This is a genomic window from Flammeovirga pacifica, from assembly GCF_000807855.2.
Lineage (GTDB): Bacteria > Bacteroidota > Bacteroidia > Cytophagales > Flammeovirgaceae > Flammeovirga > Flammeovirga pacifica.
This window is the reverse complement of record NZ_JRYR02000001.1, coordinates 4733334-4747446: the sequence shown is the minus strand read 5'-3', so window position 1 is coordinate 4747446 and position 14113 is coordinate 4733334. Positions and strand designations below refer to the sequence as shown.

Annotated in this window: 12 protein-coding genes; 4 read left to right on the top strand and 8 right to left on the bottom strand. The window is 34.2% G+C overall.

What is annotated here, in order from left to right:
• Positions 1-11: 11 nt before the first annotated feature.
• Together NH26_RS18875 and NH26_RS18870 are read left to right on the top strand one after the other, a co-directional pair.
• The gene (locus NH26_RS18875; RefSeq protein WP_044223539.1) at positions 12-1472 is read left to right on the top strand and encodes a TolC family protein; all 1461 of its coding nucleotides are present in this window, start codon (positions 12-14) and stop codon (positions 1470-1472) included.
• A 50-nt stretch (positions 1473-1522) separates the two neighbouring features.
• The gene (locus tag NH26_RS18870; RefSeq protein WP_071397208.1) at positions 1523-2155 is read left to right on the top strand and encodes a hypothetical protein; all 633 of its coding nucleotides are present in this window, start codon (positions 1523-1525) and stop codon (positions 2153-2155) included.
• 145 nt (positions 2156-2300) lie between these two features.
• On the opposite strand, the gene NH26_RS18865 is transcribed toward NH26_RS18870, so the two are convergent.
• A complete protein-coding gene (locus tag NH26_RS18865) occupies positions 2301-3512 on the bottom strand; it encodes an alkaline phosphatase family protein (RefSeq protein WP_044223534.1) in 1212 nt (403 codons plus the stop codon).
• A 184-nt stretch (positions 3513-3696) separates the two neighbouring features.
• Here NH26_RS18865 and NH26_RS18860 point away from each other — a divergent pair, with 184 nt between their 5' ends.
• Complete coding sequence (locus NH26_RS18860; RefSeq protein WP_044223532.1) at positions 3697-6114, top strand: TonB-dependent receptor; 2418 nt, start codon at positions 3697-3699, stop codon at positions 6112-6114.
• A gap of 151 nt (positions 6115-6265) precedes the next feature.
• Here NH26_RS18860 and NH26_RS25770 read toward each other — a convergent pair whose 3' ends face one another.
• The 6 genes from NH26_RS25770 to NH26_RS18830 form a co-directional block, all read right to left on the bottom strand.
• Positions 6266-6460 carry a TM2 domain-containing protein gene (locus tag NH26_RS25770; protein WP_044223530.1) on the bottom strand — a complete coding sequence of 65 codons (195 nt, stop codon included), beginning with the start codon at positions 6458-6460 and terminating at the stop codon, positions 6266-6268.
• A 183-nt stretch (positions 6461-6643) separates the two neighbouring features.
• Complete coding sequence (locus NH26_RS18850) at positions 6644-7408, bottom strand: succinate dehydrogenase/fumarate reductase iron-sulfur subunit (protein WP_044223631.1); 765 nt, start codon at positions 7406-7408, stop codon at positions 6644-6646.
• A 116-nt stretch (positions 7409-7524) separates the two neighbouring features.
• A complete protein-coding gene (locus tag NH26_RS18845; RefSeq protein ID WP_044223528.1) occupies positions 7525-9453 on the bottom strand; it encodes a fumarate reductase/succinate dehydrogenase flavoprotein subunit in 1929 nt (642 codons plus the stop codon).
• Positions 9454-9500: 47 nt separating this feature from the next.
• Entirely contained in the window at positions 9501-10178 is a 678-nt protein-coding gene (locus NH26_RS18840) for a succinate dehydrogenase cytochrome b subunit (RefSeq protein ID WP_044223526.1), read from the bottom strand.
• A 357-nt stretch (positions 10179-10535) separates the two neighbouring features.
• Complete coding sequence (ispE, locus tag NH26_RS18835; protein ID WP_044223523.1) at positions 10536-11342, bottom strand: 4-(cytidine 5'-diphospho)-2-C-methyl-D-erythritol kinase; 807 nt, start codon at positions 11340-11342, stop codon at positions 10536-10538.
• A 41-nt stretch (positions 11343-11383) separates the two neighbouring features.
• Positions 11384-12877: a sodium-dependent transporter gene (locus NH26_RS18830; protein ID WP_044223521.1), complete on the bottom strand. Its 1494-nt coding sequence runs from the start codon at positions 12875-12877 to the stop codon at positions 11384-11386.
• On the opposite strand from NH26_RS18830, the gene NH26_RS18825 reads away from it, so the two are divergent.
• The gene (locus tag NH26_RS18825) at positions 12866-13339 is read left to right on the top strand and encodes a hypothetical protein (RefSeq protein ID WP_044223520.1); all 474 of its coding nucleotides are present in this window, start codon (positions 12866-12868) and stop codon (positions 13337-13339) included. The two genes, NH26_RS18830 and NH26_RS18825, sit on opposite strands and share 12 nt — an antisense overlap.
• On the opposite strand, the gene NH26_RS18820 is transcribed toward NH26_RS18825, so the two are convergent.
• Complete coding sequence (locus NH26_RS18820; RefSeq protein WP_044223518.1) at positions 13336-14112, bottom strand: formylglycine-generating enzyme family protein; 777 nt, start codon at positions 14110-14112, stop codon at positions 13336-13338. The genes NH26_RS18825 and NH26_RS18820 overlap by 4 nt on opposite strands.
• Between the last annotated feature and the right edge of the window lies 1 nt (position 14113).

Here is a 14113-nt window from a genome sequence, read left to right as displayed (position 1 = left end):
ACTTAATCTTCATGAAATATATATTCAAAACTCTTCTAGCATTACTGATATGTCAATCTTCTTTTGCTCAAGAAATGAAGCTTTTTACGCTTGATCAAGTAATTAGTATTGCCAAAGAACAATCGCTTTCTGCCCAACAAGCAGAAAACAGAAAAGAAAACAACTATTGGCTTTATAAACAATTTAAATCCGTTTACCTACCTCAATTAGTGTTAAATGGTAATCTCCCCAATTTCAATCGTTCGATTGCACCCATTACGCAGCCCGATGGATCCACAGAATTTAGAGCGGTAAGTGTTGCCAATTCGGATGTCAATTTATCGTTGCAACAAAATGTAGGGTTAACTGGGGGATCGATTTATTTTGGATCTACCATACAAAGAATAGATAATTTTGAAGGGACAAATCAAGGTACTAGCTACGCAGGACAACCATTAGTGGTAGGTTTCAATCAACCACTTTTTACGTATAATCCATTTAAATGGAATAAGAAAATTGAACCACTTAAATACGAAGAATCTCAAAAAAGATTTGTTGAAGAAATGGAAAATGTAGCCTATGATGCTACTGGATATTTCTTTGATATGCTCCTTGCTCAGGTAAGTCAACAAGTAGCTACCACCAATTTAGCCAATAATGACACGATCTTTAAAATAGGAAAAGGCAGATATAACTTAGGCAAAATTGCTGAAAATGAACTTCTTCAATTAGAATTAAATGTGATAACAGCAGAACGAAACCTACAATCTGCCAACTTGGATGTAGAAAGATCTTCTCTTACTTTAAAAACTTTCTTGGGGCTACCACCAAACACAGATAATGCCACCCTATCTCTTCCTAAAGAACTACCTAATATGACCATCAGTACTGATATTGCCATTCAAGAAGCACAAGTAAACCGTCAACAATATATTAGTTTTAAAAGAAAGAGGTTAGAAGCTGAAAGAGACGTTGCCAAAGCGAAGGGTGACGCTGGCTTACAAATCAATTTAAATGGTCAATTTGGATTAACCCAACAAGCATCTGATCCTACAGGTATTTATCATGATCCCAACAATCAACAACAATTTCGTTTAGGCTTTAATATTCCATTAGTTGATTGGGGACGTCGTAAATCGGCTGTGGAAACTGCCATTTCCAACCAACGTTTAGTAGAAAGTACAGTACAACAAGAAGAGCAATTATTTACACAAAATATCTACATGCTAGCAAGGCAAATTCCAATTATTAGAAACAAAGCATTATCCACAGAAAGAGCAAAGGATATTGCAGAAAGAAGTTATGAAATTGCTAGACAACGGTATTTGGTGGGGAAAATTAGTGTCACAGATTTGAATATTACTTTAAGAGATAAAGATGCTGCCACCAGAGAATACCTTGCTGCTTTAAAAGAGTATTGGTTATCTTATTATCAGCTTAGGATGTTTACATTGTATGATTTCCTCAGAAATGAAAAAATCATAATGAATTAGTTTTGGTCTTTTATTTGATATTGAGAGGTAAACATAAATTATTAATCAAAATGAATATTAAACAATATAGTATCATCGTCCTTCTTGCCATTTTTACTTTTGGGTGTGATCAAAAAAAACAAGCTGATAATAAAGAAGAAGAAACAGAATACGAAGGATATCGATTAGAAGACGATGTTAACATTAAAGAGTTAAACTCTAATGTCTTACATCAAGAACTTGATTCTCTATTAAATGAAGCTTTGGCTTCTGAGAAACTAAAAGTCAATTTCTCCAAACAAATCATGGATGATTTAGTCCTATCAGGCGTAACTGTTACTCAAAAAAATAGAACTGACTTAGAGACTGCAATAAAAGCAGTAGAAAACCTATGTTATAATGCTACATCTCTAGGCAATAATGATAAGATGGTAGCTTATGATAAAGCTGTTCAAAACCTTTTAGAAAGCATCGGGGAATTAGAAAAATCGGTAGGAGGATTTGAAAAATACCCTCGCCCATCGATGTTAGTTGAAAGTATTGATAATGCGTACAATAGAGATATTTTCACAAGAGGTTACTATAATGAAGCTGCCCTACGTTGGAACTACTTAATAAAAGATTATAGTGATAAAGTAAAAGAAGAAATGCCTGATGCTCTATTACAACCTGTTCCCTATTTTTATGGTGAAGAGCCCATCTAGATTATTTTTGTGTTATACTAAAGTATAATTTAGTAGAACTAAAGATGTATAGAATCCCGTAAATAAGGTAAATCAAATCTATTCTTACACTATAATAGATGTGATTTTATTTACGGGATTCAATACATATATGTAAATTAACCCGTTATTTTTCCATCACTTTACTCATTACTTCTATTGAACCATCAATTTCATGATCAATAGAAAGACCTAAAATCTCTGCTATTGCAGGATAAATATTCACATTTTCAAAAGCATCAATTTCTACCCCTTTCTTAAAATGTGGACCAACTGCATAAAAGATAGCATGCATTTCTTTATTAGTATAAGGATCTAGACCATGCATTCCATTTACTTTCCGTAAATCATTTCCTTTATGAATAAAACATTTACCTGCTTGAACTTCACAAATAATATCAGGTATTCTTTGTCCCTTATTATAATGTAACCTCTCTGGCATTTCATTTTTTAGATAAACCTTAAAATTTTCATCTTTCTCTAAAATGCTTTTCATATCCTGTAATTCCCTACTTTTATCAGTTTGATATAAAAACAACTGAGACCCTCCTGCATTGACTACATTATATCCTTTAAAATCGGTGATATTCTCTATTATTATAGGATGTTTTCTATCTACTTGAATCATTCCATGATCCGACACTATCACTAAATCTATCTCTTGATTACTATTTTCAATAACTTGATTTAATTGACCAATAATATCGTCTACATACTCTACAGCTTCTTTCACTTCATTACTTTTTGGACCAAATCGATGTCCTTGAGTATCGACCAATGAAAAATAAAGTGATATAAATTGAGGGCGAATAGTTTTATCCATCGCTAACCACTGTTCTATCTGATCAATTCTTTCTTCATAAGGAGTCGACTTATTGTACTTATAAAAGTAAGTTGATTGCATTCCCCCTACTCGAGCATCAGAAATAGGCCAATAAAAAGATGCTGATTTCACTCCTTGCTGCTCAGCTAAATTCCAAAGAGGAATACCTTTACACCAAGTTGCATCCTTTTTTTCTAAACCAATATGATACTTTTGCTCACGATCTACATCATAAAAAACATTATGAACAATACCATGGTTTTGTGGATAAAGGCCTGTTACAATACTATAATGATTAGGAAAGGTTTTGGAAGGGTAAGAAGGTATCAATGATTTTGCCTTCACTCCTTTTTTTGCAAGTAGATCTAAATTTGGTGTATGATATAAGGATGAATAATCATACCTGAAACCATCAATTGATACCAATATTACAGTATTTTTCGTCTTTTCACTTTCTTTTTTCTTTTGACAAGCTATCGTCAAAACTAAAAGCATTAGAAATAGTAGTTTTTTCATTTTATTTATTATCAATTATTTAAGTACAAAAATTAGGTGAAATCAATTTATTATTTAGGCATATTTAAATCACATTTATTATTATTTATAATTTTATCGAGAAAAATTTTTAGGCTTACCTAAAAATTGTATACTTTTGTATCATCAACAGTTATAAAACTACTTAATAAAAAATTATTTACTTATGAGAGTTTATCTCACTTTATTATTTGCATTCATATTTTCGTTTTCATTTAGTGATACGAAAATTAATATACGAGGACATATTACATCTAACAACGAACATATCCCTTTCGCAACTATTTCAGTAAATGGAGGTACTTTTGGTACATCATCAGATGAAAGCGGTCATTTCTCATTAGCTTTAGAAAAAGGAAGAGAATATACTATTACAGTTTCTGCTGTTGGTTATTCTCCTATCACTGTAAATTATACTGCTAAAAATAATGCAGATGAATTACATATACAGCTTGATAAAGATTTATTACAATTAAATGAAGTTGTTGTTTCTAGTAATCGAAGAGAACAATCTAGAAAAGAAACAGCTGCTGTAGTTAATGTGGTTAATCAAGAAATATTTAATGTCTCTAGCTCTAAAGTGGTAGCAGATGGTTTAAATTTTGTTTCTGGGGCAAGAGTAGAAAATACTTGTGGTAACTGTGGTTCTTCATCACTTCGATTAAATGGTTTAGAAGGTCCATATACACAAATACTAATGGATTCTAGACCACTTTTTAATGGTTTAGTGAGTGTTTATGGCTTGGAGCAAATTCCTGTTTCTATGGTCGATCAAATTGAAGTTGTTAGAGGAGGTGGTTCTGTACTGTTTGGTGCAAACGCTATTGGAGGTACAGTCAATATTATCACTAAGGCTCCTGAATTTAATAGCTATGAGGTAGGTACTAACTTTGGTACTATCGATGGTAAATCAAATGATTACAACCTATACTTTAATACTTCTCTAGTTTCTAAAAATGAGAAAACAGGTGCATATGTTTATGGATCATATAGAAATAGAGACCATTGGAATGCAAATCCTAATGATGTTTGGTACAAATTAGATGATAATGACCAGCCAACTGGAGATGCGATAAAAGATGATTTTTCAGAATTACCTCAATTAAAAACGATTTCAGTAGGAACTAAAGCTTATCATTCTTTTAATGATCAAAATAAGCTTACAGCAGATTTTAGATATATTCATGAAGACCGCCGTGGTGGTAATAAATTTGATAAAGCCCCTCATGAAACTGACATTACTGAATGGATCAACATGAGTATTGTTAGTGGTGGTTTAAATTATGATTGGTTTAGTGCTGACAAAAAGAAACACCTTAACGCTTACTCTAACTTACAATATGTAAATAGAGATAGTTATTACGGCGCAAACCAAGCATTAGATGGCTATGGTTTAACTACTGGCTTAACTTATGTAGGAGGTGCTCAAATGAACTTCAATTTAGGTCGTATGCTAAATGCTGATTCTTATTTTGTTGTAGGTGCTGAATATATCTATGATAATATCTATGATAAAAAATTAGGTTACTTTGATCCTGAAGCCAACGAACAGACAAATGATATCCCAGTTTCTAATCAGGAGTCTCAAACAATGGCCATTTTTGCTCAGAATGAATGGAAAGGCAATAAACTATCTGTTTTATTAGGTGCAAGAATGGACTATGTGATGATCAAGGATTTTGAAAATGTAGATAACAATAAAAATGTTACTTCTTTCAACCCTAGATTAAACCTAAAATATAATCTTACTAAAGACATGCAGTTAAGAGGTGGTATAGCTACAGGCTTTAGAGCTCCTCAAATGTTCTCAGAAGATCTACACGTTGAGGTAGCAGGTGGACAGGCCGTAAGAACAGTTCTTGATCCTAACCTAAAAGCTGAACGTTCATTATCTTATAACTTAGCTTGGGATCTTGAAAAGAAAATTGGTAATACTCAAACCTACTTCTTAGTAGAAGGTTTCCATACAAGAATATTTGATCGTTTCGATAATCAATTTGTTGTTGATGAAGATGAAGATGGTAATGAAATATTTTACAATTGGAAAAGGAATTCAACTTCTGATGCTATAGTGCAAGGAATTAACCTAGAGGCAAAAATAGCACCATCAGAAAAGTTTAATGTTCAAGGTGCTTATACCATTCAATCTTCTCGCTATGAAGAAGACAACCAATGGGGTGATGAGGATACTAGTGTTTCTAAAGAAATTCTTAGAACACCTAATCAGTATGGTTCTATCACATTAAACTATAAGCCTGCTCAAAAATGGACTACATCATTAACTGGTGTATATACTGGAAGTATGTATGTTCCTTTACTTCCTGGAGGTTATATGAATGGAGAATTAGTTGAAAATGAAAGACTGATAGAATCAGAATCATTCTTTGACATGGGTGCTAAAGTATCTTACAGAACTAAGTTAGGTAAGAATGCTAACATTCAAATTGGTACAGGAGTAAAGAATATTTTCAATCAAATGCAAAGTCAGTTCCTTAGTGGTTCTGATCGTGATGCTGCATTTGTTTATGGTCCTATTTCTCCAAGAATGTATTTTATCGAAATCAAAATTGGCAATCTTCTTTAGGAAGATAATTGAATAGATTAGTAAGTGTAAAGGTGATAGAGTTTCTGACTTTATCACCTTTTTTATTTCAATAATAACTCTTTACTCACAAAAAAAGTGATCCAATTAAATTATTTGATCACTTCTTCTTAGCAATAATTGCTATTGATTATTAAAATCTCATTTTACCATTTTCGGCTTCAACCATTGTAGGAATAAAGAATAAATCTACTATCCAACCAATACCGAAGAGACCGCCTGTACATAAGTACAAAATACCCGATAAAGGCCTACCCAAATAGAAACGATGGATACCCAATACACCGAAAAATATACATAAAATATACGATACTGCTGTTGATTTCATTATTTAGTATTTGATTTGACACATAATAAGTTATACGTATTTCTTTGTAAACAGTTGCTAATTTTCACAACAAAATAAATAACTTTTTTATAAGATTGATAGAGTGAATATTTCTACTTTTAATAACAAAAAAGGGCTAAGCAAAAACATGCTTAACCCTTCAAATATAACTAAAACGTTAAATTAGTTCGTGTAATCTGTTTCAGAACCTGAGAATGCTGCACGAGTAAATTCTCTGTTCAATCTTGCGATATGAGTGATAGAGATTTCTTTCGGACAAACAGCCTCACAAGCACCTGTGTTAGTACAAGCACCGAATCCTTCAGAATCGTGTTGCTCTAACATTGCTAAAGCACGACGCTTACGTTCTGCTTTACCTTGAGGTAACACTGCTAACTGAGATACTTTAGCTGCTGTAAATAACATCGCAGATGCATTTTTACAAGCGGCAACACAAGCACCACAACCAATACACTGAGCAGCATCCATTGCTTCGTCTGCTACAGTTTTAGGAATAGCAATTTCGTTTGCATCTGGAACACCACCTGTAGATATTGTTACATATCCACCTGCTTGTTGAATTCTTTCAAATGCAGTACGGTCAACCATCAAATCTTTAAGCACAGGGAATGCAGATGCTCTCCAAGGCTCAACAACGATAGTTTCACCATTTTTGAACGTACGCATGTGCAACTGACAAGTTGTAATACCATGCTTCGGTCCGTGAGGTTTACCGTTAATATAAAGAGAACACATACCACAGATACCTTCACGACAATCGTGATCAAAGTGTACTGGATCGTTACCCTTTTTTAATTCGTTCTCGTTAAGAACGTCTAACATCTCAAGGAATGACATATCAACTGATACGTCGTTTACTTCATATGACTCAAACTTGCCAGGTTTACCTTGACCTGCTTGACGCCAGATTTTAAGTTTAATATTTATTGTTTCTCCTGCCATGATCTTCAAATTAATTAGGTTGTGTTTTTTCAACAACCTGTACGTTGAATTGTTTCAGACAGACTGATGATCAACAAGTTGACCATCAACCCGCATTTAGATTACTTGTAAGAACGTTGAGTTAATTTCACGTTTTCAAACTCAAGTACCTCCTTAGTTAACTCAGGATCTTTTCCTTCACCTGCGTAACCCCAAGCAGCTACATAATTAAACTCATCGTCTTTACGAAGTGCTTCACCTTCTTCAGTTTGTGATTCTTCACGGAAGTGACCACCACAAGATTCAGAACGGTTGTGTGCATCAATAACCATCAATTCACCTAATTCTAAGAAGTCTTCTAAACGTAACGCTTTTTCTAACGTCATGTTCAATTCTTCATTAGAACCAATCAATTTCAAGTCACGGTTGAATTCAACACGTAATTCTTGGATCAAACCACGCGCTTTTTCTAAGCCCTCTTTGTTACGTGACATACCACAGTATTCCCACATAATGTGACCCAATTTCTTATGAAGATCATCAGGAGTTTGATTACCCTTGATGCTAAGAAGTTTATCGATACGACCTTGTGCCGCTTTCTCAGCTTCAGCAAATGCTGGATGAGATTTATCAACAGCCTTTCCTAAAGGTAGAGTAGCAATGTAATCACCAATTGTGTAAGGAATTACGAAGTAACCATCTGCAAGACCTTGCATTAGTGCAGAAGCACCAAGACGGTTAGCACCGTGGTCAGAGAAGTTAGCCTCACCTAAAGCGTAAAGACCAGGTACGTTAGTAGATAAGTTATAATCTACCCAAAGACCACCCATTGTGTAGTGAACAGCAGGGTAAATCATCATTGGTACTTCGTACGGATCATCATCAGTAATTTGCTTGTACATATCAAACAAGTTACCATATTTCGCTGCGATTGTTGCCTTTCCATCACGTTTGATAGCATCAGCGAAGTCTAGGAATACTGCAAGACCAGTTACACCTACACCTCTTCCTTCGTCACATACCATCTTCGCATTACGAGAGGCTACGTCACGAGGTACTAAGTTACCAAATGATGGGTATCTTCTTTCCAAATAGTAATCTCTTTCTTCCTCAGGAAGTTTAACAGCGTTAGCTGCAGTGATTTTTTGGTTTTTCTTGTCTTTTGGAACCCAAACACGACCATCGTTACGCAATGACTCTGACATCAAAGTTAATTTTGATTGATAGTCACCGTGTACAGGAATACAAGTTGGGTGAATCTGAGTGAAACAAGGGTTAGCGAATTTCGCTCCTTTCTTGTAAGCTCTCCATGCTGCAGAACCATTTGATGCCATCGCATTTGTAGAAAGGAAGAATACGTTACCGTAACCACCTGTACAAAGCAATGTTGCATGACCTGCATGAGATTCGATTTTACCAGTTACCAAATCACGAGTAACAATACCTTTTGCTGCTCCATCAACAGTAACTACGTCCAACATCTCTTTACGTAAGTGCATTTTTACTTTACCAGTGTTGATCATTTTTGATAACGCTGAGTAAGCACCTAATAAAAGTTGTTGTCCAGTTTGACCACGTGCATAGAATGTACGAGATACTTGAGCACCACCGAATGAACGGTTATCAAGTAACCCACCATAATCACGCGCAAAAGGAACACCTTGAGCTACACATTGGTCAATAATTTCAGTAGAAACTTCAGCTAAACGGTGAACGTTTGCTTCACGCGATCTGTAGTCACCACCTTTAATAGTATCGTAGAATAAACGGAAAACTGAGTCACCGTCATTTTGGTAGTTCTTTGCTGCGTTGATACCACCTTGTGCTGCAATTGAGTGAGCACGACGTGGTGAATCTTGGAAACAGAAAGCTTCTACGTTATATCCTAACTCTGCTAATGTTGCAGCTGCAGATGCACCTGCTAAACCTGTACCAACAACGACAATAGTAAATTTTCTTTTGTTCGCTGGGTTAACAAGCTTTACGTTGAATTTATGTTTTTCCCATTTCTCGGCCAATGGGCCTGCAGGGATTTTTGATTCTAATGACATTCTATTCTAATTTTTATTGTGTTAAGTAAATAACTAATTGTTCCTAATTATCCGTTGATAAACATTGCTACAGGAATTGCAGCGAATAACAATGGAACAATAATAGAATATGCTTTACCTACAAAAGAGATGACTGGTGTATATCTCTTATTGTTGATACCTAACGTTTGGAAAGCACTTGCGAAACCGTGCCATAAGTGGTAAGCTAAAATGATCATTGATACTACATAGCCTCCAACAATCATTGGGTTTTGGTAAGAAGTAGCTACAACTGAATACAAATCTTTCATTTGTACACCATCCACTGTAGTAGTTCCAATTGTACCTGCATATTCGTGCATCACTGCCCAATATTGGCTCAAGTGAATTACTAAGAATACTCCGATAACAGAACCTAAAACACCCATGTATTTAGATACCGATGAACCATCTTTGTTAGATACTTTGTATGCTTCTCCACCTCTTGCTTTTTTGTTTTGCCTTGTAAGAAGGATTGCATAAAAAATGTGACCTACGAAGAATAGTTTAAAAACATTTGCGATAACTTGAACTGCAGGATTAGTAGACATAAAGTGCGCGTAAGCGTTGAATGCGTCTGCTTTTCCTAATAATAAAGTCATGTTACCTGACACGTGACCTGCTAAAAACAGGATGAGTAAGATACCTGAGAGAGACATCATAATTTTTCTCCCGATTGTACTACTCAGCGATTTCTGCCAACTCATATAAATTTAACGTTTAGATAAAATATTTGTTTGAGATAGTTCTCTGTATTAATTCTCTGCAAAATTATATCTCAATCGTTCGTGATACAATAATCCTCATCATAAGAGGGTTATTTTGAATGAATCTAAACAAGAGTGCTTCATTGATTTTTATTAAGAAGAGTCTTGATACTTAATCATTGCTATTCAAGGGTTTAAGTAGTGTTACTTATACAATATTTAATGATACAAAACTCTGTTTAAGGGAAATGTTTCTAAAAAAAGAAAACAAAAGTCATCTTTTCAAAAGTGATCAAACACAAAAAAACGCCATCAAAAAATTAATTCTGATAGCGTTAATAATGATATCAATATAACTTAGTCTAGTTTTCCTGACCAAACCATAAATTCAGTATAATTACTTAGATCTATTTCTTCATCAAAAATCCCAAAAATTGTAGAGCCAGATCCTGTCATAGAAGCATAAAGTGCTCCTTGTTCATACAATTGATTTTTTATTTTCTTGATGATTGGATAGCGATCTAAAAGACTATTTTCAAAATCGTTATTTACTACTCCTTTCCATGAAGAAATATCGCTTAATAATCTTTCTTTTAGAGCATATGTTAATGCTTGAGGAACCACTCCACTATAGGCTTCTTTTGTTGAGATATGAATGTTTGGATTGACTAAAACAATCTGCTTTCCTTCAAGACTCAAATCTAGATGATCAAAAAGCTCACCTCTACCTGTTACATAAACTGGCTTATTTTCAATAAAGAAAGGACAATCACTTCCCATTTGAGCAGAGAAATCTTCCATTTCCTTTATACTCAAATCAAGACTATTCATATCGTTAAGCATTTTTATAGCGAATGCTCCATCTGCAGATCCTCCACCTAAGCCAGCTCCAATTGGAATTATCTTATGTAAATGCATATGCACTGGAGGTATATCATACTTCTCATTCAATAGGTGATAAGCTTTTAAACACAAATTTCCATCAGGGTTTCCAGGAATATCTATACCTGTACTTTGGAAGATTAGTTTTTTAGATGGTATCATCTCTAACATATCACACCAATTGACAGGGTAAAAACAGGAAGCTATATTATGAAACCCGTCTGTGCGTTTTTCAGTTATTCCTAAGCCGATATTAATTTTAGCATTAGGGAAGGTAATCATGATTGTGTAGTTTTAAATAGTTTGATGCAATAATAATTGTATTAATTGGCATCGACAAATTTCTTGTACAACCACTTGTTAATGAGTAAACCTATCAGAAAAACAAGTCCCCATTGTGTTATGATGGTTGCATTAGAGTAAACATCAAACACATTCCAATCCCCTTCTTCTGTAAACCATGGTTCATTAGAATATCCTTGTGACATCCACCACCAAATTAAAAATAGACCAATAGGTATATTAATAAACATGGTTAGTTTGTACATCCAATTGGGTAGCTTAATAGAAGAATCTTTATCTATGTACTCCGATTTAAAGGTTTCTACTCCATTTTGATGAACAGCAAAAACAATAAATAAACCAGATATAAGTAACCCTAAGCCCCATACCCAATCTTGATTTGAAAAGAAATCTAGTGAATAAGCAGACGGGAATCCCATAACCATACATAATATAGCAGATATGATACTTGCTTTTTTACGATTAAATTTTAAATCAGTAAATGTACGAATACACAACTCAGTCATACTTATTAGACTGCTAAATGCAGCCATAGCAAAGGCTATAAAAAAGACCATCCCAAAGAATTCTCCGTAGGGTATTTTTGCAAATAGCAAGGGTATAATGGTAAATGTAAGTGCTGTATTACCCGATTGTAAAAATGATATCGCTTGTTCGTCTGATCCTGCAATTGCAAAAACAGAGGGCAATATCGCCACCCCTGCAATAATAGATGCTATATTATTTCCTATACCACTGACTAAAATATTGAAGGTCACATCTTCTTTCTCTCTAGAATAAGATGCGATTGTTAACATCAAACCCCAACCTGCACCTGTGCTCCAAGCTGATTGTGTTACTGCTTCAATCCAAACTTTTGAATCAAAAAATAAATCGGGATTAATAGCAAACATGTACGATAATCCTTTAGGACCATTTTCGGTGGATAATGCTACTGCCGCTACCAATAAAATCAAAGTCAATAAAGTGGGTATTAATATTCTATTGACTCTTTCTAAACCTTGTTGTATACCTCTAAACAACATCACAACAGCTACAAGCACACAGAAAATATGTAAACCCACGGTTTTTAAATTCCCTGTGGATATATTTTCCCAATAGCTCTCTAGATACCCTTGTGATAATCCTTTCAACACTTGAGGTTCATTGATCAAATCAAACGACAGACCTACATAGCTTAGTCCCCAAGCAGTTACTACTGAGTAATAAAACGTTATACCTAAAGTGCATATCGTTATAAAGAAACCCATCCAAGAGTATTTTTTACCCGCAGCTTGAGCAAAAGCAGATATTACTCCACTCTTATATTTTTTTCCAATTGAAAACTCTGATAATAAAATTGGGATAGACCAAACAAATAAGAAAAGAAACCATAAAATAATAAAAGTACCTCCGTACTGACCAGCTAATCGAGGAAAACGCCATAGGTTACCTGCTCCAATGGCCATACCTAGAGAAGCTAAAATCACTCCCCATTTACTACTAAATTGCTGTTTATTTTCTTGTTTAGTCATAAAAGTATTTTCTTTGTCATCGAAAAGGTTTCCGATTTAAGTTTAAATATTAGTTGGTTTGATATGTGGAGAAAAGTAACAAGTTATTTTAATAAATATGTGAGTATACGATATGGGCTTACTGGTGCAGTATTTTTAGGTGTAATGGTTTTTACAATCAATTATCTTGATAGCAAATCAGTAGCTTTATCATTAACTGCAGCTCTTAAACAAGCCGCATATACTTTCTTGTTTGGAGGATATGTATCAGCACTTTGTGAAAGGTATACTGAAAATAAAAAATATATCTTAGCTGTACTTATTCCATCAGGAATAGCAATAACTGCCACCTTTTTAGTCCACTCTTTGAAAGGAACTCCTAATCCAATACTTTCAACCTTACCAACTATGATATTTGCACCTGCTGGATTTTATTTTATTGGATATAGAAAAAGAAAGGAGTTACAAAAAGAGATCACTTAAAGTGATCTCCCTATTCTTAAACCTAAAAATTTTTGTTTTATATCAGGTAGGTCATAATTTCTGTAAGCAGGTCTACAAAAGTTTTCATCACTTAAAAATGAACCACCTCTGTACGCCTTTTCTTTACCATTTTGAACACCTTGTGGATTGTCTTCGCCTGTTTTTTTATACGAATCAACAGCGTACCAATCATTCACCCATTCCCAAACATTTCCTTGTAAATCGTAAATACCTAATACATTAGGTGCTTTAGTTCCTACTTCTTGATGTGTATTATCGGCGTTATTTAACACCCAAGCTCTACTCGAAATATTTTCTATAGATGATTTATCCTTTTCATGTTTTTTTCCTCCTCGAGCAACATACTCCCACTCTGCTTCTGTAAGTAGGCGATAATCTTTTCCTGTTAGAGTATTTAATTTTTTGATAAACTCTTCGCAATCATTCCAAGAGACGCTCTCTACAGGATGGTTACCTACTTTAAGCTCACTTGGGTTACTACCCATTACAGATTCCCATAATGCTTGAGTTACTTCAAATTTCCCTACAAAAAAACCATCAATTTTAACTTCACGTAATGGTAATGAAGGGTTTTCTCCTGTATCTAATACTAAATCTCCTTTTCTATCTCCCATTTGAAAAGTTCCTCCTTTTACATAAATCATATCAAAAGATATTTGATCGATAGTTTCGGTATAGCTTTTCTTTTTTTGCGCAAAAGTGCTCACTACAAGAGAGCATAAAAGAATAATTGTACAAGTAAACTTGTTCATA

Bases quoted from the DNA above. Each gene is read 5' to 3' on its own strand.
- NH26_RS18875 (WP_044223539.1), top strand. From the start codon at position 12: ATGAAATATATATTCAAAACTCTTCTAGCATTACTGATATGTCAATCT.
- NH26_RS18870 (WP_071397208.1), top strand. From the start codon at position 1,523: ATGAATATTAAACAATATAGTATCATCGTCCTTCTTGCCATTTTTACT.
- NH26_RS18865 (WP_044223534.1), bottom strand. From the start codon at position 3,512: ATGAAAAAACTACTATTTCTAATGCTTTTAGTTTTGACGATAGCTTGT.
- NH26_RS18860 (WP_044223532.1), top strand. From the start codon at position 3,697: ATGAGAGTTTATCTCACTTTATTATTTGCATTCATATTTTCGTTTTCA.
- NH26_RS25770 (WP_044223530.1), bottom strand. From the start codon at position 6,460: ATGAAATCAACAGCAGTATCGTATATTTTATGTATATTTTTCGGTGTA.
- NH26_RS18845 (WP_044223528.1), bottom strand. From the start codon at position 9,453: ATGTCATTAGAATCAAAAATCCCTGCAGGCCCATTGGCCGAGAAATGG.
- NH26_RS18840 (WP_044223526.1), bottom strand. From the start codon at position 10,178: ATGAGTTGGCAGAAATCGCTGAGTAGTACAATCGGGAGAAAAATTATG.
- ispE (WP_044223523.1), bottom strand. From the start codon at position 11,342: ATGATTACCTTCCCTAATGCTAAAATTAATATCGGCTTAGGAATAACT.
- NH26_RS18830 (WP_044223521.1), bottom strand. From the start codon at position 12,877: ATGACTAAACAAGAAAATAAACAGCAATTTAGTAGTAAATGGGGAGTG.
- NH26_RS18820 (WP_044223518.1), bottom strand. From the start codon at position 14,112: ATGAACAAGTTTACTTGTACAATTATTCTTTTATGCTCTCTTGTAGTG.